Below are 24,581 nucleotides of genomic sequence, written 5' to 3'. Positions count from 1 at the left end.
AATGAAATATATTCTGTCCTTTGTTTGTTTATTCTTTGTCGGTTTTCTATCGGCACAGGAAACTAATGCTTTAAAGGGGATTCCTGTTAGAGCCGTTATTGTTGACGGAGATACCATGCCATACATAAGCTTGAACGAAGTTAGAATTGTTGGAGATAGAATATTTAAGAATAAAAAACAACAAGAAATTTATTGGAAGCTAAAACGCGATGTTAAAAAGGTATATCCGTATGCAATTATGGCGGAAGCTAAGCTAAAGGAGTACAATGCAAAGTTGGCTACCATGAAAAATGAAATAGAGCGCAAGCGTTACATGAAAACTGCCGAAGAAGAGCTAAAACAGCAGTTTGCAGCCGACCTTAAAAAACTTACCGTAACGCAAGGGAAAATTTTAATAAAACTAATTGATCGTCAAACGGGAGAAACATCGTATGAGCTTGTAAAAGATTTGCGAGGTTCTTTTTCTGCATTTATGTGGCAATCCCTTGCATCGTTGTTTGGTTCTTCCTTAAAGTCGGAATACGACCCCAAAGGGAAAGACAAAATGATAGAGGATGTTATTTATCTAATTGAGAGTGGCGAGATATAATTTTTTTTCAAATTAAAGTATAATTAGGTAGTATTAGTTTTTGAAAAACTAATGGCCTGCTTTCTTAATTGGCGATAAAGTACAACATCGAAGTCGCTACTATCAATCTTTCGTACAAGTTTATTTTGAAGTGCTCCGAACAAGCCAACTGTTGGAATTCGCTCAAAAAACAACAGCAATATGTGCTTACGAAAACTTTGGACACTTTTTATAATTGGGCTTATGCGCCTTGTTGTTTTTCCTGCTAAATAATTTGGTCAATTTTTTTTCAGTTTTTGATTTTTTGTTTTTTTCTGGAGTAGTTGGAGCATCAATCTTTGCACTATTTTCTGGACTAATTGTTTCTTCTTTTTGAATAGCAGGTTGTACAGAAGTATTTATGGAAGTTTCTTCTTTTTCTAAAACAGGTTCTACTAATTTTTCCGATTTCTTATCTTCTCGTTTTGATACATCTTGTTTAACGCCTTCAAACTGGATAGTTTCTTTGGTTGTTTCGTTTTTAGTATATCGTTTTCGAGTATAAAAAGTAGAGTTTTCTGTGGTGGGTTTTTCGTTACTATTTTTTTCTTCGTTTTTTACAATCTTGGTATCGGTTGGCTTAGCCGTTTCCTTTTTTTTGCCTTGATTGTTTCTCAAATATTCCAAGTAATCTGCTTTGCTCGATTTTTTCTTCGTATTCCAAGTTGGGCAATCTGTTGATGAAGATTGTTTGGCAGGCTCTTTTGTTGTGTTTGTTTGCGCAACTACGCTAAAAAACAGACAAGTGTGCAGTATAATTGATAATTGTATGGGGGATTTAGGTAGCATAGTAAGTAAGCTAACGCAATAAGTGTGCGGTTTAGTATGGTAGGATTTAGTATAAAAGAAAAACCCACGCATTTGCGTGGGTTTTTCTTTTATTGGATGTAAATTCTATTTTACAGATTCTACAATTGCTTTAAAAGCATCCGGATTGTTTAGCGCTAAATCAGCTAAAACCTTTCTGTTTATATCAATATTTTTAGTGTGAATTTTACCCATAAACTCAGAATAAGACATTCCGAATTCTCTTACACCAGCATTAATACGTTGAATCCAAAGTGCTCTAAAATTACGTTTTTTGGTTTTTCTATCGCGATAAGCATATGTTAAACCTTTTTCACGAACGTTTTTTGCAATTGTCCAAACGTTTTTACGTGAACCCCAATACCCTTTTGTTTGTTTTAGTACCTTTTTGCGTCTTGCTCTTGATGCAACCGCGTTTACCGATCTTGGCATAACTTTTTGTTTTTTGACAAGCAGCGCTTATTTCTAAGACTTATTGAGCTGATTGTCGGGTTTATAATTAATTTATTGAAATTTACATTCCTAGCATGTCCATTACTCTGTTCATGTCAGATACATGCACTAATCCATCTTTCGTTAATTTTCTTTTTCTTTTAGTATCTTTTTTGGTCAAAATATGTCTTTTGAATGCTTGCTTTCTTTTAATTTTTCCAGAGCCGGTTACTTTAAACCTTTTTTTTGCGCTGGAATTGGTCTTCATCTTAGGCATTTGTATAAAAATTATATTGTTTCTAATTTATTTTATTTTACTTCTTCTTAGGTGTTATCAGCATAAACATCCTTTTACCTTCTAATGCTGGAAGTTTTTCTGGTTTCCCGTACTCATCCAACTCTTGTGCAAAACGTAACAATAAAATTTCGCCTTGCTCTTTAAACATTATCGTTCTTCCTCTAAACATTACAAAAGCTTTTACTTTCGAGCCTTCTTGTAAAAATTTGATAGCATGATTCTTTTTAAAATTGAAATCGTGCTCATCTGTATGCGGTCCAAAGCGAATCTCTTTTACAACAACCTTTGCAGCTTTAGCTTTTAACTCTTTTTGCTTCTTTTTTTGTTCGTATAAAAATTTCTTATAATCAATTACCTTACATACGGGAGGAACCGCAGTTCCTGAAATTTCTACTAAATCTAAACCTGCATCTTGAGCAATTTTTAACGCTTGCTCAATTGGATAAACTCCAGGTTCTATGCCTTCTCCTACTACGCGAACAGTTTTTGCTCGAATAAGCTCATTTATTTGATGAGCTGCCTCTTTTTTAGGGCCTCTGTAAGGATTAAATCCTCCTCTTGGTTGAAATGGTCTTGGTCCTCCTCCCGGTTTTGGACCATTAAATTGTGTTGCTATGGTAACCTCCTATATTTAGTTTAATACTTTATTTTCTTCTTGTTTGAAAAAACTAACAAAATTTTCTAACGACATGGTTCCTAAATCCTTACCTCCATGAAGCCTAACAGCCACTTCGTTGTTAGTTTCTTCCTTCTCTCCTATAACCAACATCATTGGAATTTTCTTTATTTCCGACTCTCTAATTTTCTTTCCAATTTTTTCAGAACGATCATCAAATAGGGCGCGAATATCGGAATTTTTTAGATAATTTAAAACTTTTTCGCCATAATTATTAAATTTATCACTTATCGGAAGTATTGAAAGTTGGTCCGGTGTTAGCCATAACGGAAAATTTCCGGCACAATGCTCTATCAAAACTGCCACAAATCGTTCTAACGAGCCAAATGGAGCTCTGTGAATCATTACAGGGCGGTGTTTTTGGTTGTCGCTACCTGTATATTCCAATTCAAAGCATTCAGGTAAGTTATAATCTACTTGTATTGTTCCCAATTGCCATTTTCTTCCGAGCGCATCTTTAACCATAAAATCCAATTTTGGGCCATAGAATGCAGCTTCTCCTAATTCAACAACTGTTTTAAGTCCTTTTTCGGCAGCAGATTCAATGATGGCTTGCTCTGCCAATTTCCAATTTTCGTCTGAACCAATGTATTTAGTTTTGTTTTCAGGGTCGCGCAATGAGATTTGGGCTGTATAATCTGTAAAATCCAGTGCTTTAAACACATAAAGCACTAAATCAATTACTTTGCAAAACTCTTCTTTTACTTGATCCGGACGGCAAAATAAGTGGGCATCATCTTGTGTAAAGCCTCTTACGCGGGTTAATCCGTGTAATTCCCCCGCCATTTCGTATCTATAAACAGTGCCAAACTCGGAATAGCGTACCGGTAAGTCTTTGTATGATTTTGGAGATGATTTGTAAATTTCGCAATGATGCGGACAGTTCATCGGTTTTAAGAAAAATTGCTCCCCTTCGTGTGGAGTATTAATCGGTTGAAAGGAGTCTTTTCCGTATTTTTCGTAATGCCCTGATGTTATATATAGATTTTTATTCCCAATATGAGGTGTAATTACCGGAAGATATCCTGATTTAACTTGTGCTTTTTGAAGAAACTGCACTAATTTTTCTCTCAACATTGCCCCTTTGGGAAGCCACATCGGAAGACCCATTCCAACTTTTTCAGAAAAAGTAAATAATTCTAACTCTTTTCCAAGTTTTCTGTGGTCGCGTTTTTTTGCTTCTTCGAGCAATAAAAGATAATCGGTTAATTCTTTTTGTTTAGTAAAAGTAACACCGTATATCCTGGTTAGTTGTTTGTTCTTTTCATCGCCTTTCCAGTATGCACCAGCCAAATTCATTAGTTTCACAGCTTTTATAAAGCTGGTGTTTGGAATGTGAGGGCCACGGCATAAATCAACAAAATTACCTTGTTGGTAAAATGTAATGGTACCGTCTTCTAAATCCTTTAATAAATCTAATTTATACTCGTCTCCTTTTTCTGTAAAGTAAGCTATTGCATCTTTTTTAGAAACTTCTTTGCGAACATAGTTGTTTTTTTGTTGAGCTAATTGAAGCATTTTATCTTCAATTTTTTTGAAATCATCCGATGATAAAATTTGAGAGCCCAAATCTACATCGTAATAAAATCCGGTTTCTATGGCGGGTCCAATTCCAAATTTAACATTGGGATACAATGCCTCTAAAGCTTCTGCCATAAGGTGGGCAGAGGAATGCCATAAGGTAGATTTACCGTCTGGATCATCCCAGGTAATTAGTTTTAGATTGCAATCTGTATCTATGGATCGACTAGCATCCCAAATGTCGTTATTTACTTTAGCTGCAAGCACATTGCGAGCCAACCCTTCACTAATGCTCGATGCTATTTGCATGGCACTCGTTCCTTTTGGGTATTGCCTTACAGAGCCATCCGGCAAGGTAACACTAATTGTACTTTCCATAAATTTTTAAGCTGTTACTCGTCATCGCCATAACCAACGGCCGATTTTTCATCAAATCCTATAAGCATTATCACACATTCTTTTCTTGGAGCAGATGTTCCTTCCGGAATATCGTACTCAATATAGTATGTTGTTGTTTTTGCAGGTGCTACAACCCATTCCGCTTTATTAATGCTTTCGTTGCTATACACTTTGGTTCTGTTTGGTTTGGTTTTTCCTTTGTCGTAAATGTTAATACTTACATTTTCAGGAAAGCCGGATGTGCAAAAAATCAATTTGTATTTTTGTTTTCCGAATGCAGTAAATTCTATTTCTTGTTTCTTCGCTTTTTTTCCAATAGTAATTTCGCTTTCTGCAAAACCATCGTAATAATAAGGTTTCATTGCACCACGGCAACTTTTTGCTATTTGTTTTGCCTTACATTGTGCATTTGTATGTACGTTGAATACAAATACTAAAATAGTAGTAAGTAAAAGAGCAGAGATTATTTTTTTCATTTTGTATGAATATTATTTTGAAGTGTAAATTATAATTACCCGTTTATAAATTTGGTTCTAACCTCAATAATTTGTTTAGAAACCAACATTGCTTCCGCTTCAGTTAATACAATGGCTGGTGCGTCTTCGCTATCGTTAGCTTGTGCTTTTTTTACACTTTCTAAACCTGCATAGGTATCTTTAATTAACGACAAATCAGTTACAATAGAAGTGATTGTGTTGTCTTTTGCTTCATATGATTTTAACACATGAATAATGTTTGTTAATATAGTCATTTGCTCAACAATACGTGCAGTAATTTTAGCATCTTTATTTTTTTCGTATACTTTTGAGCCTATGTACATGCTTTCTGTCCAAGCGCCTGCAAATACAATAGCCGAAACATGTTCGCGTTCGTTATCCTCTAAATACATATCTGTTTCCATTTGCAATTCGGCAATAATAGAAGCAAGCGAATCTTCGTTAGAAACATTTTTTTCAAAACGTTTAAATAGATTATTTGTTTCGAAAATGCTGCCCATGCCCATTTGATCTGCCAATTGGCGAGAAGCTTTCAAATAATCAATAGTGGCTTGATTTTGCTTGTTTAATGCAGCATATGCCATATCTGCACTATATACACCTAGGTTGATTGATTTGCTTGTGTTTGATGAGTATTTAGAAATATTTGATGTCGGGTTTGTTAATCCTTCAAAATATTTCAATCCTGATTTTTTAAAAATAGATGCAATTTGAAGCGGAGATGGCAATGGATAGGTTGGTGCTTCTGATTCTACTTCCGCTTGTACTTCGGTAGAGTCTGTTGTTGGAGCAGTATCTGGAGATTCTTTAGGTTCACCACCACCACAGGAGTAAATTGTAAGTACACTTGCAACTAATGCAGTTCTAATCGAAATAGATTTTATGTTCATAGCTTTTTTATGTTAATACCCACTAATCTAGAAAAAAATAGATATAAATGAAAAGTAATACATATATATTTTACTATTTCCTAAAAAAAAATTAAGTTTAAAGAAACACCAGAATATGACACCAAAAATTAGAACCCTTGTTGTAGATGATGAGTTTAATGCAAGAAGCAATCTTAAAATGATGCTTGAAGAATTTTGTCCGGAAATTGAGGTTGTCGGAATTGCGGAGTCGGCAGATAAAGCTAAGGCCTTGGTGGATGAAACAAAACCTGAATTAGTTTTTCTAGATATAAAAATGCCCGGAGAGGATGGGTTTATGTTTTTAAGTTCTCTCGCAAAACGTGATTTTGATGTTGTTTTTACCACAGCGCACAATCAATTTGCATTAAAAGCATTTAAAGCAAATGCAATTGATTATTTGGAAAAGCCTATCGATATTGAAGAATTGCGAAATTCCGTAGCCAAAGTGGTAAAGTCTAAATCGGTAGCTAAGCCACAACCTGTGGGCGATGTAGCTGCTAATGAAGATGATGTGCAGGAAGTACCTACCAACTCAATTCAAAAAATGTTGGATAGTTTAGTTACATCTGGAACTCCTGGAAGTATTGCTATTCCTACAAGTGATGGTTTTGTGGTGGCACGTAATGAGGAAATAATTTTTTTAGAAGCTGATGAAAATTACACAACTATTTATCTAACCAATAAACGTAAGTATTTGAGCTGCGGTAGTATTAAACGCTTCGAAGATATTTTGGATAAACGTTTGTTTTTTAGAACACATCGTTCGTTTATTGTTAATATAGCTCATCATTTGAAGGAGTTTAGCCGAAAGGAGGGGAATATTCTATTTTTATCAGACGAATTTCAAGTACCAGTTGCGCGAAGGATTTTACCTGATTTTTTAAGTAGAATGAATACTATTTAATTTCCATATTTTCTATTTTATGCTGGGTGATAAGTTGTCGGACAAGGCGTTGATTATTCTTAGAGGCTTGCCTGGTAGCGGGAAATCGACATTAGCAAATGTGTTAAGCGAAAATGGCAAATATCCAATTGCATCAATAGATGATTTTTTTACCGATTCGGAAACTGGAAATTATCATTTTGAATTTGATAAAAATTACTTGGCATACAAGCAATGTGAACTTCGTGTGAAGGAAAGTATGCAACTGCAGCACTCCAAAATCATTGTACACAATACTTTTACATTGGAATGGGAAATGGAGCCATACTTTAAATTAGCAATGGAATTTAATTATTCGTTATTTGTTGTTACCGTTGAAAATAGGCACAATGGAAAAAATATTCATGGAATAGGAGAGGAACAACTTCAAAAAATGGCTGCTAAATACCACGTTTGTTTACTTCCTAGTGTTTAAAGCCTTTTTAGGGCTATTGACTAATTTCCATAAAATGTTATATTTGTTACACACCCACATTAATATATGTCGACTATAAAATATACGAAACAAGAGTTATTGGATATTTACAATCTTCCATTACTTGATTTAGTTTTTAAAGCAGCTTCAGTACATCGTGCAAATCATGATGCAAATGAAGTTCAGGTAAGTTCGTTACTTTCTGTTAAAACCGGAGGATGTCCGGAAGATTGCGGCTATTGCCCTCAAGCAGCTAGATACCACACCGATGTTAATGTGCATAAGCTGATGAGTGTGGAGCAGGTTTCTTCTGCCGCGAAAAAAGCTAAAGAAGCTGGTGCCTCTAGATTGTGCATGGGCGCTGCATGGCGTGAAGTGCGAGATAACAGAGATTTTGATAATGTGTTAGAAATGGTAAAAGCGGTAAACTCGCTAGAGATGGAGGTTTGTTGCACCTTGGGCATGTTAAACGAATCTCAAGCTCAAAAGCTTGCTGACGCTGGATTATATGCTTACAATCATAATATAGATACATCTAAAGAATATTATACAAATATAATTTCAACACGTACTTACGAAGACAGATTGGGTACAATCAATAATGTGCGTAAAGCCGGAGTTACTGTATGTTCCGGAGGTATTATTGGCATGGGAGAGTCTGTAGAAGACAGAATTGACATGCTTTTGACACTAACATCATTAAGTCCTCAGCCGGAGTCGGTTCCTATTAATGCGTTGGTTCCTGTAGAAGGCACTCCACTTGAGAAACAACCGTTGGTCCCAATTTGGGAAATGGTGCGTATGGTGGCCACAACTCGTATTGCTATGCCTAAAACAGCTGTAAGGCTATCTGCAGGGCGCACCCAAATGAGTTTGGAGGGGCAAGCATTGTGCTTTTTAGCCGGAGCTAATTCTATTTTTGCCGGAGATAAATTACTTACAACTCCTAATCCTAATTTTAACGAGGATATGGAAATGTTTTCAATACTTGGATTAAAACCCAAAGCTGCATTTAAGGATGCAAAGCAAAAGGTTTCCGTTGAACAACTCTAAAATTTTTAATTTGAAAAAAGTACTATTTTCGGCTCTAGCAATCTTGTTTTGTTTGCCTGTATTATTTTCGCAAGAAGAAGGTGCAGGAAGTTTTAGAAAGCAGAAAAAATATTTTGTTGCTGCAAGTTATGGTTTTGGTACAGCTCGTTGGTATTCAACTCTTACGAATGCCGTAATTTATGATAAGAGTGGAAATGTAATTCGCTCAGGTGAAATTCAGTTTACAGCAAAGAATCCAACGAAATTTTACAACTACGAAGCGTCTTTTCCTGTAATGAAAGTAAGAATGGGATTGGGAATTAGTTTTGAAGAATTTTATATCGACCAATTAGCACTTAGTTCTACTCCTACTGCGGCCGAATCTAATTTGATTTTTGACGAAAGTTTTAGATTTGATAAAATCTATTTTACATTGGAAGTCCCCTTTAAATTTGATTCAGATAAGCTGTATTCATTTAGTGCTACATCTCGTTTAGGTTATTTTAATTATAACGGCATAGAGCGATTTAACTTTTTTGGAGAAGAACCAATGGCTCGTTCTTTTCTTTTAAACTTAGGGCTTTTGGCAGACTATAAGGTGCTGCCTCACGTATATTTGTTTGTTAATCCATGTGTGGAGTTTAAATATTTTAAAAATAACAAAGACGAAACCCCAAGTACTATTAATCACAATATTGTATCCTATAATATTGTTTCAGGCATTAGAATTGATGTGTCAAAAGAATAAGTAATGGTGTGGATTTAATTGACTTTTCTGCCAACAAATCATTTCAAGCTAAGCTTTTAAAAAGACAATCGGAAAATGCTTTGCGAAAGTTATCTATATCTAAAGAAATTATAGATTTTACATCAAATGACTATTTAGGTTTTGCACGCAATAAAGTAATTTCTAATTCAGCCTTTGAGTTTTATAATACATCTACAGAGCTTACAATAAACGGCTCCGGAGGTTCTCGTTTATTGTCGGGTAATTCGGAGTTTTGCGAGCAGCTGGAGCTTGAAATCGCAGCATATCATCATGCCGAAGCTGCACTTATCTACAATTCTGGCTACGATGCTAATTTGGGGTTGCTGTCTTGCATTGCCGGGAAAGACGACACAATTATTTACGATGAGTTAGTTCATGCATCCATTAGAGATGGACTTCGTTTGAGTTTAGCAAAATCGTTTGCCTTTAAGCACAATGATTTGGATAGTTTACAAGACAAACTTCAAAGATCAAAAGGACATGTTTTTGTTGTAGTTGAATCTGTTTACTCTATGGATGGAGATGTTGCTCCGTTGAAGGAAATTGCTTTGTTGTGTGAGCAAGTTGGTGCTAATTTACTTGTTGATGAAGCGCATGCTACCGGCATCATTGGAGAGAATGGAGAAGGTTTGGTGGTGGCATTAGGTATAGAGAAAAAAGTAATTGCTCGGGTACACACTTTTGGAAAAGCCTTAGGCGCCCATGGAGCATGTGTAGTGGGAAGTGAATTGCTGAAAAAATATTTGATTAATTTTTCAAGGTCTTTTATTTACACTACCGCGTTGCCATTGCACAGTTTGTGTACCATAATAGCAGCGTATCATTATTTGAAAGCTCATAATTCAGAGCGTTCCAAATTATATGAAAACATAAATTTATTTAATGCTCTTCTAGATAAATTACCAACAAGTAATTTCACTAAAAATACAACTCCAATAAAGATTATTCATATTCCCGGAAATAACCAAGTAAAGCAGTTTGCAAAAGCTTTGCAAGAGAACGGATTTGCTATAAAGCCCGTTTTGAGCCCAACCGTAGCATTAGGAAAGGAGCGTTTACGAATATGTTTGCACAGTTTTAATACTGCAAATGAAATTGAAAAATTAGCTAATCAACTTACATCGTATTTATTGAAATAGTATGTCGAGACGAATTTTTATAACAGGAATTGGAACAGATGTTGGTAAAACAATTGTTTCGGCCATTGTGACGGAGGCTCTCCATGCAGATTATTGGAAGCCAATACAGTCGGGCGATATAGAGGGCAAAGATAGTGATGTAGTGCGAGGATTGTTGAGCAATAGTAACAGCATTATTCATCCCGAGTATATTTCTTTAAAGGCTTTCATGTCTCCACATGCAGCGGCTGCATTAGAAAAAAAAGAAATTAAAATTAGTGATATCGTGACTCCCAAAACATCAAATACTCTTGTAGTTGAGGGAGCTGGCGGGCTTATGGTTCCTATTAATGATACAGAATTAGTAGTTGATCTAATTTCGTATTTGCAAGCCGATGTTATTTTGGTGTCGAGTATTTATTTGGGAAGCATTAATCATACATTGCTTTCACACGAGCTGCTTAAACAAAGGAATTGTAATGTGTTAGGCATTGTATTCAATGGTCCTGAAAATAAATTTTCTGAAGAGGTCATTCTGAATCACACAAAATACAAGTGCTTGGGGCGAATTAAGAAGGAAACTAAATTTACGAAAGAGTTAGTAGCTCAGTATGCAGCGCAACTAGAGAAGGAACTGATTTAAATATATTATCAATGAATTTAGCAGAAAGAGATGCTGCTGTTATTTGGCATCCATATACAAATCATTTTATTTATCCACTTGCTTTGCCAATTGTAAAGGCAGAGGGTGTTTATTTGTATGACGATAAAGGGCGTAAAATAATTGATGCCATAAGCTCCTGGTGGGTCAATATTCATGGGCATTCACATCCATATATCGCAGAAAAAGTGCATGAGCAGCTTTTGAATTTAGAGCATGTAATATTTGCCGGATTTACTCATCTTCCTGCGATTGAGTTAGCAGAGAGATTGTTGAAGATTTTGCCTGGTGGACACTCAAAAATTTTTTATTCAGACAACGGATCTACCGCGGTGGAAGTAGCCTTGAAAATGGCCCTACAATATTGGTATAATAAAAACGAACCCAGAAAAAAAATAATTGCATTCAGTAATTCTTATCATGGAGACACATTTGGTGTAATGTCACTTGGTTCTCGCGGGGCCTTTTCTAAGCCTTTTGAGGAATTATTGTTTGATGTAATACATATACCTGTTCCAACTAAAGAAAATAAAAAAGAAATACTTCTTACTTTTAATAGAATTATAGCAGAGAATAAACATGAAATAGCGGCCTTCGTTTTTGAGCCATTGGTGTTGGGTGCAGGAGGTATGGTAATCTATGATGCCGAAGAATTAAATGAACTGATTTTACTGTGTAAGGAGAACGGTATAGTTACCATTGCAGATGAAGTGATGACAGGTTTTGGTCGATTAGGAAAAATGTTTGCAACAAACTATTTGAAAAGCGAAGTGGATATAATTTGTTTGTCAAAAGGAATAACAGGAGGTACGATGGCTTTAGGAGTTACTTCTTGCAAAGAGTTTTTGTATCAAGAGTTTAAAATAAATGATAGATATAAAACATTTTTTCACGGGCACTCTTTTACTGCCAATCCAATTGCTTGCGCAGCTTCGCTTGCCAGTCTTGATTTGTTTGAGCAGAACAATGTATTCGAAAAAATTAAAATGATTGAACAAAATCATCAGCAATTTGTCATAGATATTTCGAATTATGCGAATGTGCTCAACCCTAGAAGTATTGGTACAATTGCCGCATTCGAAATAGCCGGAAAAGGGAAGGATTCTTATTTTAATGAAATACGAGATAAGGCATATTTTTATTTTTTAAAAAAAGGCATACTGTTGAGACCTATGGGGAATACGATTTACATTTTACCTCCGTATTGTATTACAGAGGCAGAACTTAAATTTATTTATTCTACAATAATTGATTTTTTAACTACCGATGTTTAAAACCAAGAAGGACATAGTTTACCTTATACTTGCAGGTATATTTATTACAAATGCGGTAGTTGCAGAACTAATTGGTGCAAAGCTTATACAAATAGGTCCATTTACAATGAGTATTGGTATTATACCATGGCCCGTAGTTTTTTTAACAACAGATTTGATTAATGAATACTACGGTAAAAAAGGTGTAAGAACGCTTTCTTTGATTACAGCCGGATTAATTGCCTATGCATTTGTTGTTTTATTCTTTGCAATTAATATCAATGCATCCTCAGTTTCATTAGTCACTAACGAACAATTTACAGCTGTTTTTGGTCAATCTATGTGGATTATAGTAGGAAGTATTGTTGCATTTTTAGTAGGTCAAATGATAGATGTATTTATTTTTTGGACACTTCGTAACAAGACAGGAGGGAAGTTAATATGGCTCAGAACAACAGGTTCTACTGCGGTTTCGCAATTTATAGATACTTTTTTAGTAGTAGGAATTGCGTTTTGGTTGCCGGGGAAAATGACTACAGAGGTTTTTATAAATGTGGCTTTAACAGGATATACCTTTAAGTTACTAGTAGCTATTGGTTTAACCCCACTTATTTATGCCGGTCATGCTCTAATTGATAAGTATTTTGGGCAAGAAGCTCAAATTGTGCTTAAAGAAACTGCAGAAGAGGTTCTTCATCATAAAGTAAAAGAGTAAATATTTTTTATTATTGATAAAAATTTTGCATCTTTGCCTCGCTTAAAAAGTTCGGGGTGTAGCGTAGCCCGGTATCGCGCCACATTTGGGATGTGGAGGTCGTCAGTTCGAATCTGGCCACCCCGACAAAAAAGACAAAAAAAGAGAGCAATTTATTAATTGCTCTCTTTTTTTATGCCCAAAATATTGGTTTACCACTATATTTATAAGCGGTAAACCAACATAAATTTAGTTCTCTTCCTTCTTATTCTTTTTTGGAGTTTTTGGCTTTGTATTTTTAAATTTCAACTCACTTGTTTCTTTATCAAAATCAACCTCAATAGAATCTCCTTCTGTTAAGTTAGATTTGATAATTTCTTCTGCCAATGGATCTTCTAAATGCTTTTGAATCGCCCGTTTCAGTGGACGTGCCCCAAATTGAGAGTCATAGCCTTTTTCTACAATAAACTTTTTCGCTTCTTCGCTAATTTTAGCTGTAAATCCCATTTGTGCAATTCTGTTTATTAGACCAACTAATTCTACATCCAAAATCTTAGTCATATCTTCCTGGCTCAATGAGTTAAACATAATAACATCATCAATCCTGTTTAGGAATTCCGGAGCAAATGCTTTGCGCAATGCACCTTCTATAACACCTTTTGAATGATCGTCTGCTTGGCTTACTTTCGCACTAGTTCCAAACCCTACTCCTTGTCCAAAATCTTTTAATTGTCGAGAGCCAATATTAGACGTCATTATAACAACGGTGTTTTTAAAATCAATCTTTCTTCCCAAACTATCGGTTAATTGACCCTCATCTAAAACTTGTAACAATAAATTGAATACATCCGGATGCGCTTTTTCTATCTCATCTAACAACACAACTGAGTATGGTCTTCTACGCACTTTTTCTGTCAGTTGTCCACCTTCTTCGTACCCAACATATCCTGGAGGAGCACCTACTAAACGAGAAACAGCGAATTTTTCCATGTATTCGCTCATGTCAATTCGCACTAACGCATCATCGTTATCAAACATATAGCGTGATAATATTTTTGCAAGCTGTGTTTTCCCAACACCTGTAGGGCCTAGAAACACAAATGTTCCAATAGGTTTATTAGGATCTTTTAATCCCGCTCTATTGCGCTGTATTGCTTTTACAATTTTTTTAATTGCATCATCTTGCCCAATTACCTTGCCTTTTAGCTCATCGTACATTTTCATTAACTTATTGCCTTCTGTTTGTGCAATACGTTGCACCGGCACACCAGTCATCATAGCAACTACTTCTGCTACATTATCTTCGGTAACTTGTACTCGGTGTGTTTTGCTTTCTTCTTCCCAAGATTTTTTTGCGGCTTCCAGCTGTTCTAGCAATTGTCTTTCCGTATCTCTTAATCGAGCAGCTTCTTCGTATTTTTGACTGCGAACAACCTTGTTTTTTTCTTCCTTTATATCTTCAATTTTTTTCTCGATTTCCAACACGTTCTTCGGAACATTAATGTTGGTAATATGTACACGAGATCCTGCTTCGTCCAAAGCATCAATTGCCTTGTCGGGCAAATGTCTGTCGGTTATGTAACGAGCTGTTAGCGTAACACATGCTTTTAATGCCTCATCAGAATAAGTTACACTATGATGATCTTCGTATTTAGACTTAATGTTATTTAAAATCTGAATTGTTTCATCTACTGTAGTAGGCTCTACCATTACCTTTTGAAAACGTCTTTCTAAAGCACCATCTTTTTCTATGTATTGACGGTACTCATCTAATGTTGTTGCTCCAATACATTGTATTTCTCCGCGCGCCAACGCTGGTTTAAACATGTTTGACGCATCTAAAGAGCCCGATGCTCCACCGGCTCCAATTATGGTATGTATTTCATCAATAAACAAAATTACATCAGGAGATTTTTCTAGCTCATTCATTACGGCTTTCATTCGCTCTTCAAACTGACCGCGGTATTTTGTACCGGCAACTAAAGAAGCCAAATCTAGCGTAACTACTCGTTTTCCAAACAATACGCGCGACACCTTTTTTTGAATTATGCGCAACGCCAAACCTTCTGCAATTGCTGATTTTCCAACACCCGGTTCTCCAATCAATATCGGATTGTTTTTCTTTCTACGGCTTAAAATTTGAGATACACGCTCTATCTCCTTTTCTCTTCCTACAATAGGATCTAATTTGCCTTCTTCGGCCGCTTTTGTTAAATCACGTCCAAAATTATCTAATACCGGGGTTTTAGATTTAGAGTCGGTTGTTTTTTTAGCACCTGCGCTGAACGAACCTGCATCATCATCATTATCGTCATCAGCCGGATTAGCAGGAAACTCTGCTTTAGGATCAATTGTCATATTTTCTAGTTCTTGTTTAATAGTTTCGTAGTCAACACCATATTTGTGTAACGATTTTGTTGCTACATTATCTTCATCCTTTAAAATAGATAACAACAAATGTTCTGTTCCAATTACAGGACTCTTAAATAATTTAGCCTCCAAATAGGTTATTTTTAAAGCCTTTTCAGCTTGCTTGATTAATGGGATGTTACCCATGTTCGTGTTTTTCTTAGTGGTAACAGCAATCGATTGTTCTACCGTTTTTCTAAGTTCCGGAATGTTTACTTGCAATGCTTTCATTAAGCGAATTGCCATGCCTTCTCCCTCTCTTATAATACCTAGTAGCAAGTGTTCTGTTCCAATATAATCATGACCAAGTCGTAAAGCCTCTTCGCGACTAAATGTAATAACATCTTTAACTCTTGGTGAAAATTTAGCTTCCATATATGATGGTTTTTAGAATATTCCTAAATATAGTTATTTATCAATACAATAAATATACTAGATGCTAAGAAATAGAGCTTCTTTACGCCATATTTTTATCAACAAGCATTGTTAATAATGTTGATAATTAAGGGGGGCTTAAAATGCCCTTTTAAGGTAGGTTTTTTGTATCTTCGGAAGCTTTTTTACTAACAATTTTAACTTCAACTAAAGACACGTATATACTATGCAACACGAGGGAGAAAAAATAGTTCAAATTAATATTGAAGATCAAATGAAAACCGCTTACATAGACTATTCTATGTCGGTAATTGTATCTCGTGCGCTGCCCGATGTGCGAGATGGATTGAAACCTGTGCACAGGAGAGTTTTATATGGTATGATGGACTTAGGAGTTCTTGCAAACAGGCCTTATAAAAAATCAGCAAGAATTGTCGGTGAGGTTTTGGGTAAATACCATCCACACGGAGATAGCTCTGTGTATGATGCAATGGTGCGTATGGCGCAAGAATGGTCGTTGCGTTATCCGTTGATTGATGGTCAAGGAAATTTTGGATCAGTAGATGGTGATAGTCCAGCAGCAATGCGTTACACAGAAGCTAGATTTAAAAAAATAGCAGAAGAAATGATTGCCGATATCGACAAGAATACTGTTGATTTCCGCCCTAATTTCGATGATTCGTTAGAAGAGCCTACTGTTTTCCCAACGCGTATTCCCAACTTATTAATTAACGGTTCGTCCGGAATTGCAGTGGGTATGGCTACCAACATGCCTCCACACAATCTTACCGAAGTAGTTGGTGCAACTATAGCGTATATTGATAATAGAGATATTGATATTGCCGGAATAATGCAATATATCAAAGGGCCGGACTTCCCTACAGGCGGACTAATATATGGAATGCAAGGTGCGAAAGATGCGTTGGAAACAGGTCGTGGTCGCGTAATGATGCGTGCGCGTGCCGTTATTGAAACACACAACGATAGAGAGCGAATTATTGTAACAGAAATTCCTTATCAAATCAATAAAGCTGAAATGATTAAAAAGACAGCTGATTTGGTAAATGAAAAGAAAATAGAAGGTATCTCCGATATCCGTGATGAATCGGATAGGGAAGGTATGCGAATTGTGTATGAATTAAAACGCGATGCTATTGCAAACGTAGTACTAAATAATTTATTTAAATACACCGAACTTCAAACATCCTTTAGTGTAAATAATATTGCGCTAGTTGCAGGAAGACCAATGATGCTGAATGTAAAGGATATGATATCCTACTTTGTTCAGCACAGACACGAAGTTGTAGTAAGAAGAACACAATACGAATTAAACGAAGCAGAGAAACGTGCGCACATATTACAAGGCTATTTAATTGCGCTTGATCACTTAGACGAAGTAATTAAATTAATCAGAGAATCGGCAACTCCACTGGATGCGCAAAATGGATTAATGACAAACTTTGGCCTTAGCGAAATTCAATCCAAAGCAATTTTGGAAATGCGTTTGCGTGTATTAACAGGGCTTGAAAGAGATAAGATAAAAGAAGAGTTTGATGAAATAATGAAACGTATTTCTTACTATAAAGAAGTATTGGCAAACGAAACATTACGTTATCAAATTATAAAAGATGAACTTATTGAGATAAAAGAAAAGTACGGAGACGAGCGTAAAACAGAAATTGTTTTAAATGCCGAGGAGTTTAGCATGGAGGATATGATAGCCGATGAAGAAGTTGTGATTACGATATCGCACATGGGCTACATAAAACGCACCTTACTTAACGAATATAGACGCCAAAATAGAGGCGGAATGGGCTCTAAAGGCAGTGCTACTAGAGACGAAGATTTCTTAGAGCATTTATTTGTTGCATCTACTCACAATTATTTAATGTTTTTTACCGAGAAAGGGCAATGTTATTGGTTACGTGCGTTTGAAATTCCGGAAGGCACGAAAGGTTCTAAGGGTAGAGCAATACAAAACTTAATCAACCTTGCTCCTGATGATAAGGTTAAAGCGTACATAAAAGTTAAAAATCTTTCTGACGAAGAGTACCTAAATAATAATTACATTATTATGTGTACTAAAAACGGAATCATTAAGAAAACTACATTAGAAGCTTATTCTCGTCCTCGCCAAAATGGTATAAATGCCATTACTGTAAGAGATGGAGATATTTTGTTAGAAGCACTTTTAACAAATGGTAAGAATGAAATTATGTTGGCTTCTAAACAAGGTAAAGTAGTTCGTTTTAATGAATCTACCGTAAGACCAATGGGCCGAAACGCTTCTGGTGTGCGTGGAATTAATTTAGACGATGAAGGCGGGAATACCAATGAAGTAATTGGAATGATAGCAGTAGATGATCCAACAAAACATGTATTGGTTGTTGCCGAAAAAGGATTTGGAAAACGCTCCGACCTTGACGAATATAGAATAACTAACCGAGGTGGTAAAGGTGTTAAAACCATCAATATTACAGAGAAAACAGGCGAATTGGTTGCTATAAAAGATGTTACCGATAAAAACGATTTAATGATTATTACCAAATCGGGTATCATTATTCGTTTGGCAGTAGCCGATTTACGTGTAATTGGGCGTGTTTCACAAGGTGTTAAATTGATTAACCTAAAAGAGGAAGATAGTATTGCTGCGGTTGCTAAAATTGATGTAGATGAGGAGTCGGAAAAGGAAAGTTTAGACTCAACAGATACCCCTCAGACACCTGTTGATTTGGATAATTCCCCTAAAACAGATAATTTGGAATAGTTTTTGTAACTTCCTTTTACTAAATGGAAGTTACATTTACCCTCCCCCTCGAATAATAGAGATACAAAGTAAAAATTAACAAGTAAATTATAATATGAAAAAAGCCCTAAAACTAGTTGCTGTAACTGCTTTAGTAGCAGGAAATATTTTTGCTCAAGGCACAGGAACCACCTTAATTGAAAAAGCCGAAGCAAAAGCAGATGGTTTAATTATTCCGTACGAAAAGTACAAACTATCCAACGGATTAACCATCATTGTAAATGAAGATCATTCTGATCCTAAAGCTTATGTGGCGGTAACTTACAAAGTTGGATCTAACCGCGAAACTATTGGTAAAACGGGTTTTGCGCACTTGTTCGAGCACATGTTATTTCAGGGCTCTAAACATGTGAAAGATGAACAGCATGAAAAAATTATAGTGGATGCCGGAGGTCAGATGAACGGCAATACTAATTTTGATAGAACGCATTACTTTGAGGTTTTACCTAGTAACAATGTCGAAGCTGCTATGTGGTTGGAGGCAGATAGAATGGGGTATTTTTTAGATTCGTTAACATCTAGAAAATTTGAAATACAACGAGATGCAGTGAAAAACGAAAAGGGGCAAGGTGATAATAGACCTTATGGATTAGTGGCAGAAATGTTATTTCAAAATCTTTTTCCGTACAAGCATCCTTATAGTTGGTTGCCTATAGGTTACATCGAGGATTTAAACAGAGTACAAGTAGAAGATGTTCGCAATTTCTTTTTGCGTTGGTATGGTCCAAATAATGCAATACTAACTGTTGCCGGAGATGTAGATACCAAGCAGGTAGTTGCTTGGGCAGAAAAGTATTTTGGTAATTTTAAACAATGCCCTCCGGTAACCAAAATGAAACCCAATTCTCCTATACTACCAACAAATAAATATGCTAGCTACAGAGATAATGTTTATTTGCCTATTACTATTAGGGCATTACCTACTGTACCACAATATCATAAAGACGAGCCAGCGTTGAATTTGTTGGCAGACATGATGGGTGGAGGAGAAGCTTCTATTATGTACAAAAAATTTGTTAAATCTGAAAAGGCTTTATCTGTAAGTGTCGTTGCTGAAAATTTAGAGTTAGCAGGTTTTTTTCAAGTGGAGGTTGATTGCTATGCTCCCGATGATTTACTAAATCCAAACTTGGACAAACTATTTAATGATAACGAATCCTTATTGAAGGAGACTTTTGAGGAGTTTGAAAAAACAGGGATAACAGACGAGGCATTACAACGATCTAAAGCAAAAAAGGAAACGGGTATTATAGCATCTATTCAGGATATTGAAGATAAAGCTCAAATATTAATTGATTGGGAGCGCTTAGCTTCTAAAGGCTATAATTTACAGGATGAATTGGATAGATATAAAAATGTAACCAAAGATGATATTACACGTGTATTTAATAAATATATAAAAGGTGCTGGGGCGGCCGTAATTAATGTGTATCCTAACTATACCGATAAAAAAGATACTATTAAAAGTGTAAATCCTTATTTAAATGTTACGGTAGATGATTCAAAGGAATATGCTAATTTGAAATATGAACCCGCAACAGAAAAGTTCGATTGGTATAAAGTTCCTACTCCATCAGCTTCTAAAACACCTCCTGTTCCTGATTTTTATCAAAAAACACTGACTAATGGTTTGAAAATGACTGGAACAAAATACAGCGAAACTCCTACTGTAGAAATAGTAATTGAAATTGATGGTGGAGATTTGGTGTTAAAAGATTCAAAAAAAATAGGATTGGCTGCACTCACATCCGCGGTGATAAGCGAGGGATCTACCGTGAAATACAAATCGGATGATTTTGTAAAAGAATTGGAGAAATTAGGCAGTTATGTTTCTGTTTCTGCTGACAAAGAGAAAACCTATGTTTCTTTGTTTTGTTTGAAAAAAAATCTAGATGCATCATTGGTATTATTGGAGGAAAGATTGTTCAACACTGTTTTCGATGAAAAAGAGTTTAAGCGTATTCGAAAGCAATTTAAACAATCATTGAGATCTCAGAATGACGATCCTAATCAAATGGCTCAAAAAGCATTTGATAATATTGTGTATGGCAACAGTATTTATGGTTCACATGCTACAGCAAAAAGTATTTCCGGATTAGAATTTGCTGATGTAAAAGAATATTACAACTCGTATTATTCCCCTTCTGTCTCTAACCTAGTAATAGTAGGTGATATAACAGAAGCCGAAATACTTCCGAAGCTAGAGTTTTTAAATAAGTGGAAGGCTAAAGAAGTAAAAGTACAACCAACTGTGGATTTACCTGTATTGAAAGAATCACAAGTATATATTGTGGATAAGCCATTTGCTAAACAATCCGTTTTTGCAATGGGGCATTACTCATTACCTTATGATGCAACTGGAGATTATTTTAAGAATACAGTATCTACATTTGCTTTTGGTGGCGGAATGTTGAACAGTAGATTAAATCTGAATTTACGCGAGGCGAAAGGCTATACCTATGGTATTTATGGTGGATTTGGTGCGACAAAACATATCGGTGAGTTTGCCATTAACGCAAGTATAAAAAGATTTAATACTGGAGATGCATTAGTGGAAATTAATAAAGAATTGAATAACTATGTAAACAATGGTCCTACAGAAGAAGAGGTTTCATTTACAAAAAATGCCTATTTCAATGGGCAATCTATTAAATACGAAACTTCAGGTCAAAAGGCTCGCTTTTTATTAAACATCGCTAATTATAATCTACCAAAAGATTACACTAAAACTCAGATGGAAATTTTAAATAAAATGACACGTGAGGATATGGCACAACAGGTTAAGAAATTCGTTAAGCCAAATAATATGGCCATTGTAATTGTTGGGGATAAGGAATATGTGAAAAAGCAATTGGATAAAGTTGATTTGGGTAAAACCAAGGTAACTGTTAGTAATATGAAGTTTGAATAAGACTGTACAATGTATTAGGTACAATGAACAAGAAATGTTAAATCGCTTTCATTGTACTTAATACAAAATACTTTGTCCTAAAAATATCTATATGAGAAAAATAGTATTAATACCGCTGGTAGTTTTGGCAATGACCGTTTCGTTGTTTGCTCAAAAAAATAATTTAAATACAGCCTATAGTGCACTTAACTTGAAAGAGCTGGATAGAGCTAAAGCGGCTATAGATGCAGCTTCTGTGCATGAAGAAACAAAGAATATGACCAAAACATGGTTGTATCGTGGTAAAATCTATTTAAAAATTGACGATGATAAGGACAAATACAAAAATTTAGATCCCGATTCAAAGGAAAAAGCATTCGAAGCTTTTCTAACTTGCTTAAAGCTAGATAAAGACAAAGTATATGAAAAAGAGGTAATTCCAGATTTTATGGCCAGTGCTGCACGCCTTAGTAATAAAGGGATGCAAGCAATCGCAAACAAAGAATACGATAAGGCTGTACGGTATTTTTATTTGCTAAATCAAGCGTTTGAGTTTGATAAGGACAATGGATTGGCACAACGAAATATTACAAAAGATGGAATTACATATAATTTGTACTTGGCCGCACTTCAAACTAAAGACTATGCCACTGCTGAGGCTAATTTGCAAAAGCTGATTGATAATGGCTATAAAGATCCGAATATCTACATAGACATGAGCCAACTTTTTTTGCTTAAGAGAGATACTATTAAAGGCTTGTCTTATCTAGAGAAGGGGCGTATGGTGTTTGATGACAATGTAAACTTGATTAATGCAGAGTTAGCAATTTATATTGCCCAACGAAAAACGGATGCTTTGTTAGAAAAAACAAATAAGGCTATTGAAATAAATCCTGACAACGAAATTTTGCATTTTATTGTTGGTTCTGTTTATGATAAAAAGAAAGAAATGGAAAAAGCAGAAGCAGCCTATAAAAAAGCAATAGAAATTCGTCCGGATTATGGAGATGCTAACTATAATTTAGGTGTTATGTATTACGCAAAGGGTGTTGATTGGAACAACAAAGCCAATGCGTTACCTCCGGATCAAACAGCTAAATTTAAAGATTACGAATCAAAACGTGATACAGAATTTAAAAAGGCAATTCCTTATTTAGAAAAGGCTGTGGAGGCTTTCCCAACCGACAAATCAACTATTCAGGCATTAAAAAAAATGTACGTGAGTACAGGTGATACTGAAAAGTATAACCAACTAAAAGAAAAAGAAAAAAAATAATTTGTGAAGTTCATTAATTTATAAATGTGCTAAGTCTTTCCTTTATGAAAACTTTTCGTCTTGTATCTTGCTTCTTAATTCTATATTCTTCTTTAAATAGTCAAAACAAAAATGTTATTTCGGCATGGAAGTATTTAAAGGATTTTCAGGATTTTCAAGAAGAGCCTTCCTTGCTAAAAGCAAAAGAAACCATCGAGCCTGCTATACTTGATGCGGAAACCAAAGATGATGCTAAAACTTGGTTGTACAGAGGTAAAATATACCATGCTATTTTTGATAACAATTATAGAAATGAACTTGCTAAACAAAAAGCAGAGCCCGATAATTCAAAAAAAGCACTTATTGCATATCAAAACACAAATTCATTGGAGTTAATAACTGCATACGAATCGTATAAAAAATGCATAGAGTTAGATGCGAAAAAACAGTACAAAGACGAAGTTGCTCAAAAACAAAAAGAGTGTGCTATTCATTTCGAAAACAAAGGCATCACAGCATACAATAATAAAGCACTTGAAGATGCTCTAAAAATGTTTGAAACAGCATTTGAATGTAATACTATCATGGGGAAGGTGGATACCGTAAATTCAAACAACGCTGCTATTGTTTCAGAAAAATTGGGGAATTTTTCGAAGGCTAAATCTTTGTATGAGAAATTAATTGATATGAAGTTTGGCAAGGCGAATACCTATTCAGCTTTGATTACCGCGTGTTACAATTTAAAAGATACAGCTTCTGCTGTTAGCGCCATGACAAAAGGGAGACAAGCTTATCCGAATGACCCCAATTTATTAATTACAGAAACCAATTATTTTTTACGAGTTGGAAAAAACAAGGAAGCATCTGACAATTTAGATAAAGCAATAAAGAATAATCCTACAGATGCCAACTTGTATCTTGTATTGGGCAATATTTACGACAATTTAGCAAACCCCAAGGATGCAAAAGGCGAAGATGCTCCTAAGCCTGCAAACTACCAAGAATTATTTAGCAAAGCAGAGTCTAATTATAAAAAAGCAATTGAACTAAATCCTAAATTTTTTGATGCGCTTTACAACTTAGGAATTCTTTATAACAATGTAGGGGTAAGTATTAGTAAAAATGCTGATAACATAATGGATCACGCAAAATTTGCAGTTCAGAATAAAAAGGCAGATGAAGAATTTGCAAAAGCAATTCCTTATTTAGAAAGTGCTTTGGAGATTAACGGGAAAGACAACAATACGCTATTTGCTTTAAAACAGCTATATACACGTACCTCACAAAAAGATAAATTAGATAGAATAAATAAGTTGATGGGTACAACCAATTAATCTACGGTTGTAATATTTTCTGATACTTATTGCTATTCCCCGGATTTATATCCATTAATAATGCAGATACCTTTGTTCTATCTGCAGGGTCGGCTTGTTTAAATACATTTACCAATTCATCTACTTTAGCATAGAATAGCACTTGCATATTAAAAGAAAGCGGACGTAGTTTGTGTATTGCCTTCAATCCTTCTAAACTTTCCATCATTACAGACCTTCCTTGCGGAGGATTGTTACTCATTACATCCAAGCCCAGTCGGTGGTATTTATAAGTAAATTCTCGTATTGGGTAATATAATTTATCCAATAAATTTTCTACCAACCAGTATCTGTTTTTGTTGCCATCAAAGCTTTTCCAACCTTTTTCTGTAGCATTTTGAGCATTGGCTACTACCTTTTGTGCTTTTACAAGATAAGGTGTGCCGCCACTTAATGAAAAAGAGTCGTAATCCATTGCTATAATAATATAGGCGTAATAA

The 24,581-nt window shown here is 35.3% G+C and carries 22 protein-coding genes and 1 tRNA gene; 14 read left to right on the top strand and 9 right to left on the bottom strand.

The genetic code is table 11. The features are described from left to right. Position 1 precedes the first annotated feature (1 nt). On the top strand, positions 2 to 589 hold the full coding sequence (locus J0M08_10555) for a DUF4294 domain-containing protein (GenBank protein ID MBN8703497.1): 588 nt from the start codon (positions 2 to 4) through the stop codon (positions 587 to 589). A gap of 186 nt (positions 590 to 775) precedes the next feature. On the opposite strand, the gene J0M08_10550 is transcribed toward J0M08_10555, so the two are convergent. The 7 genes from J0M08_10550 to J0M08_10520 form a co-directional block, all read right to left on the bottom strand. Further along, positions 776 to 1,396, bottom strand: coding sequence for a hypothetical protein (locus tag J0M08_10550; protein MBN8703496.1), 621 nt, complete (start codon positions 1,394 to 1,396; stop codon positions 776 to 778). Between the two features lie 105 nt (positions 1,397 to 1,501). Continuing rightward, positions 1,502 to 1,846 (bottom strand): 50S ribosomal protein L20, encoded by a 345-nt coding sequence (gene rplT / locus J0M08_10545; protein MBN8703495.1) that lies wholly within the window; start codon positions 1,844 to 1,846, stop codon positions 1,502 to 1,504. 82 nt (positions 1,847 to 1,928) lie between these two features. Continuing rightward, positions 1,929 to 2,123 carry a 50S ribosomal protein L35 gene (rpmI, locus tag J0M08_10540; protein ID MBN8703494.1) on the bottom strand — a complete coding sequence of 65 codons (195 nt, stop codon included), beginning with the start codon at positions 2,121 to 2,123 and terminating at the stop codon, positions 1,929 to 1,931. A 37-nt stretch (positions 2,124 to 2,160) separates the two neighbouring features. After that, positions 2,161 to 2,652 carry a translation initiation factor IF-3 gene (gene infC, locus J0M08_10535; protein MBN8703493.1) on the bottom strand — a complete coding sequence of 164 codons (492 nt, stop codon included), beginning with the start codon at positions 2,650 to 2,652 and terminating at the stop codon, positions 2,161 to 2,163. A gap of 123 nt (positions 2,653 to 2,775) precedes the next feature. After that, complete coding sequence (gene thrS, locus J0M08_10530) at positions 2,776 to 4,719, bottom strand: threonine--tRNA ligase (protein ID MBN8703492.1); 1,944 nt, start codon at positions 4,717 to 4,719, stop codon at positions 2,776 to 2,778. 14 nt (positions 4,720 to 4,733) lie between these two features. Then, the gene (locus J0M08_10525; GenBank protein ID MBN8703491.1) at positions 4,734 to 5,216 is read right to left on the bottom strand and encodes a hypothetical protein; all 483 of its coding nucleotides are present in this window, start codon (positions 5,214 to 5,216) and stop codon (positions 4,734 to 4,736) included. A gap of 35 nt (positions 5,217 to 5,251) precedes the next feature. Then, positions 5,252 to 6,127, bottom strand: coding sequence for a hypothetical protein (locus J0M08_10520; protein ID MBN8703490.1), 876 nt, complete (start codon positions 6,125 to 6,127; stop codon positions 5,252 to 5,254). Between the two features lie 115 nt (positions 6,128 to 6,242). Here J0M08_10520 and J0M08_10515 point away from each other — a divergent pair, with 115 nt between their 5' ends. The 9 genes from J0M08_10515 (at position 6,243) to J0M08_10475 (ending at position 13,180) form a co-directional block, all read left to right on the top strand. After that, the gene (locus J0M08_10515; GenBank protein ID MBN8703489.1) at positions 6,243 to 7,052 is read left to right on the top strand and encodes a response regulator transcription factor; all 810 of its coding nucleotides are present in this window, start codon (positions 6,243 to 6,245) and stop codon (positions 7,050 to 7,052) included. 19 nt (positions 7,053 to 7,071) lie between these two features. Continuing rightward, on the top strand, positions 7,072 to 7,506 hold the full coding sequence (locus tag J0M08_10510) for an AAA family ATPase (protein MBN8703488.1): 435 nt from the start codon (positions 7,072 to 7,074) through the stop codon (positions 7,504 to 7,506). A 66-nt stretch (positions 7,507 to 7,572) separates the two neighbouring features. Beyond that, positions 7,573 to 8,559 (top strand): biotin synthase BioB, encoded by a 987-nt coding sequence (bioB, locus tag J0M08_10505; GenBank protein ID MBN8703487.1) that lies wholly within the window; start codon positions 7,573 to 7,575, stop codon positions 8,557 to 8,559. Positions 8,560 to 8,569: 10 nt separating this feature from the next. Next, on the top strand, positions 8,570 to 9,286 hold the full coding sequence (locus tag J0M08_10500) for a hypothetical protein (protein ID MBN8703486.1): 717 nt from the start codon (positions 8,570 to 8,572) through the stop codon (positions 9,284 to 9,286). Positions 9,287 to 9,303: 17 nt separating this feature from the next. Further along, positions 9,304 to 10,446 (top strand): pyridoxal phosphate-dependent aminotransferase family protein, encoded by a 1,143-nt coding sequence (locus tag J0M08_10495; protein ID MBN8703485.1) that lies wholly within the window; start codon positions 9,304 to 9,306, stop codon positions 10,444 to 10,446. A gap of 1 nt (position 10,447) precedes the next feature. Continuing rightward, on the top strand, positions 10,448 to 11,068 hold the full coding sequence (bioD, locus tag J0M08_10490) for a dethiobiotin synthase (GenBank protein MBN8703484.1): 621 nt from the start codon (positions 10,448 to 10,450) through the stop codon (positions 11,066 to 11,068). An 11-nt stretch (positions 11,069 to 11,079) separates the two neighbouring features. Continuing rightward, positions 11,080 to 12,360, top strand: a complete 1,281-nt coding sequence (bioA, locus tag J0M08_10485) for an adenosylmethionine--8-amino-7-oxononanoate transaminase (GenBank protein ID MBN8703483.1) — start codon at positions 11,080 to 11,082, stop codon at positions 12,358 to 12,360. Next, positions 12,353 to 13,054, top strand: a complete 702-nt coding sequence (locus J0M08_10480; GenBank protein MBN8703482.1) for a queuosine precursor transporter — start codon at positions 12,353 to 12,355, stop codon at positions 13,052 to 13,054. The genes bioA and J0M08_10480 overlap by 8 nt, the downstream gene beginning before the upstream one ends. A 52-nt stretch (positions 13,055 to 13,106) precedes the next feature. After that, positions 13,107 to 13,180, top strand: a tRNA-Pro gene (locus tag J0M08_10475). Between the two features lie 102 nt (positions 13,181 to 13,282). Here J0M08_10475 and J0M08_10470 read toward each other — a convergent pair. Beyond that, positions 13,283 to 15,817: an ATP-dependent Clp protease ATP-binding subunit gene (locus tag J0M08_10470; GenBank protein MBN8703481.1), complete on the bottom strand. Its 2,535-nt coding sequence runs from the start codon at positions 15,815 to 15,817 to the stop codon at positions 13,283 to 13,285. A 226-nt stretch (positions 15,818 to 16,043) separates the two neighbouring features. On the opposite strand from J0M08_10470, the gene gyrA reads away from it, so the two are divergent. From gyrA to J0M08_10450, 4 genes are all read left to right on the top strand, one after another. After that, positions 16,044 to 18,584 carry a DNA gyrase subunit A gene (gene gyrA, locus J0M08_10465; protein MBN8703480.1) on the top strand — a complete coding sequence of 847 codons (2,541 nt, stop codon included), beginning with the start codon at positions 16,044 to 16,046 and terminating at the stop codon, positions 18,582 to 18,584. Between the two features lie 94 nt (positions 18,585 to 18,678). Then, complete coding sequence (locus tag J0M08_10460) at positions 18,679 to 21,534, top strand: insulinase family protein (protein MBN8703479.1); 2,856 nt, start codon at positions 18,679 to 18,681, stop codon at positions 21,532 to 21,534. A gap of 91 nt (positions 21,535 to 21,625) precedes the next feature. Then, positions 21,626 to 22,789 carry a tetratricopeptide repeat protein gene (locus tag J0M08_10455; protein MBN8703478.1) on the top strand — a complete coding sequence of 388 codons (1,164 nt, stop codon included), beginning with the start codon at positions 21,626 to 21,628 and terminating at the stop codon, positions 22,787 to 22,789. 44 nt (positions 22,790 to 22,833) lie between these two features. Then, positions 22,834 to 24,102: a tetratricopeptide repeat protein gene (locus tag J0M08_10450; protein MBN8703477.1), complete on the top strand. Its 1,269-nt coding sequence runs from the start codon at positions 22,834 to 22,836 to the stop codon at positions 24,100 to 24,102. A 1-nt stretch (position 24,103) separates the two neighbouring features. Here the strand turns inward: J0M08_10450 and J0M08_10445 are convergent. Beyond that, positions 24,104 to 24,581, bottom strand: a 478-nt coding sequence (locus J0M08_10445) for a DUF4835 family protein (protein ID MBN8703476.1), incomplete at its 5' end; no start/stop codon positions are given.

This window comes from Bacteroidota bacterium (assembly GCA_017303975.1).
Taxonomy (GTDB): Bacteria; Bacteroidota; Bacteroidia; order JAFLBG01; family JAFLBG01; genus JAFLBG01.
This window is presented reverse-complemented; position numbering and strand designations above follow the sequence as displayed.

Excerpts from the sequence above, each read along its gene's own strand:
- thrS (MBN8703492.1), bottom strand. The coding sequence starts at position 4,719 with ATGGAAAGTACAATTAGTGTTACCTTGCCGGATGGCTCTGTAAGGCAA.
- rplT (MBN8703495.1), bottom strand. The coding sequence starts at position 1,846 with ATGCCAAGATCGGTAAACGCGGTTGCATCAAGAGCAAGACGCAAAAAG.
- bioD (MBN8703484.1), top strand. The coding sequence starts at position 10,448 with ATGTCGAGACGAATTTTTATAACAGGAATTGGAACAGATGTTGGTAAA.
- J0M08_10550 (MBN8703496.1), bottom strand. The coding sequence starts at position 1,396 with ATGCTACCTAAATCCCCCATACAATTATCAATTATACTGCACACTTGT.
- J0M08_10510 (MBN8703488.1), top strand. The coding sequence starts at position 7,072 with ATGCTGGGTGATAAGTTGTCGGACAAGGCGTTGATTATTCTTAGAGGC.
- J0M08_10515 (MBN8703489.1), top strand. The coding sequence starts at position 6,243 with ATGACACCAAAAATTAGAACCCTTGTTGTAGATGATGAGTTTAATGCA.
- J0M08_10450 (MBN8703477.1), top strand. The coding sequence starts at position 22,834 with ATGAAAACTTTTCGTCTTGTATCTTGCTTCTTAATTCTATATTCTTCT.
- gyrA (MBN8703480.1), top strand. The coding sequence starts at position 16,044 with ATGCAACACGAGGGAGAAAAAATAGTTCAAATTAATATTGAAGATCAA.
- J0M08_10470 (MBN8703481.1), bottom strand. The coding sequence starts at position 15,817 with ATGGAAGCTAAATTTTCACCAAGAGTTAAAGATGTTATTACATTTAGT.
- J0M08_10520 (MBN8703490.1), bottom strand. The coding sequence starts at position 6,127 with ATGAACATAAAATCTATTTCGATTAGAACTGCATTAGTTGCAAGTGTA.
- J0M08_10525 (MBN8703491.1), bottom strand. The coding sequence starts at position 5,216 with ATGAAAAAAATAATCTCTGCTCTTTTACTTACTACTATTTTAGTATTT.
- J0M08_10555 (MBN8703497.1), top strand. The coding sequence starts at position 2 with ATGAAATATATTCTGTCCTTTGTTTGTTTATTCTTTGTCGGTTTTCTA.
- bioB (MBN8703487.1), top strand. The coding sequence starts at position 7,573 with ATGTCGACTATAAAATATACGAAACAAGAGTTATTGGATATTTACAAT.
- J0M08_10480 (MBN8703482.1), top strand. The coding sequence starts at position 12,353 with ATGTTTAAAACCAAGAAGGACATAGTTTACCTTATACTTGCAGGTATA.
- J0M08_10460 (MBN8703479.1), top strand. The coding sequence starts at position 18,679 with ATGAAAAAAGCCCTAAAACTAGTTGCTGTAACTGCTTTAGTAGCAGGA.
- J0M08_10455 (MBN8703478.1), top strand. The coding sequence starts at position 21,626 with ATGAGAAAAATAGTATTAATACCGCTGGTAGTTTTGGCAATGACCGTT.
- bioA (MBN8703483.1), top strand. The coding sequence starts at position 11,080 with ATGAATTTAGCAGAAAGAGATGCTGCTGTTATTTGGCATCCATATACA.
- rpmI (MBN8703494.1), bottom strand. The coding sequence starts at position 2,123 with ATGCCTAAGATGAAGACCAATTCCAGCGCAAAAAAAAGGTTTAAAGTA.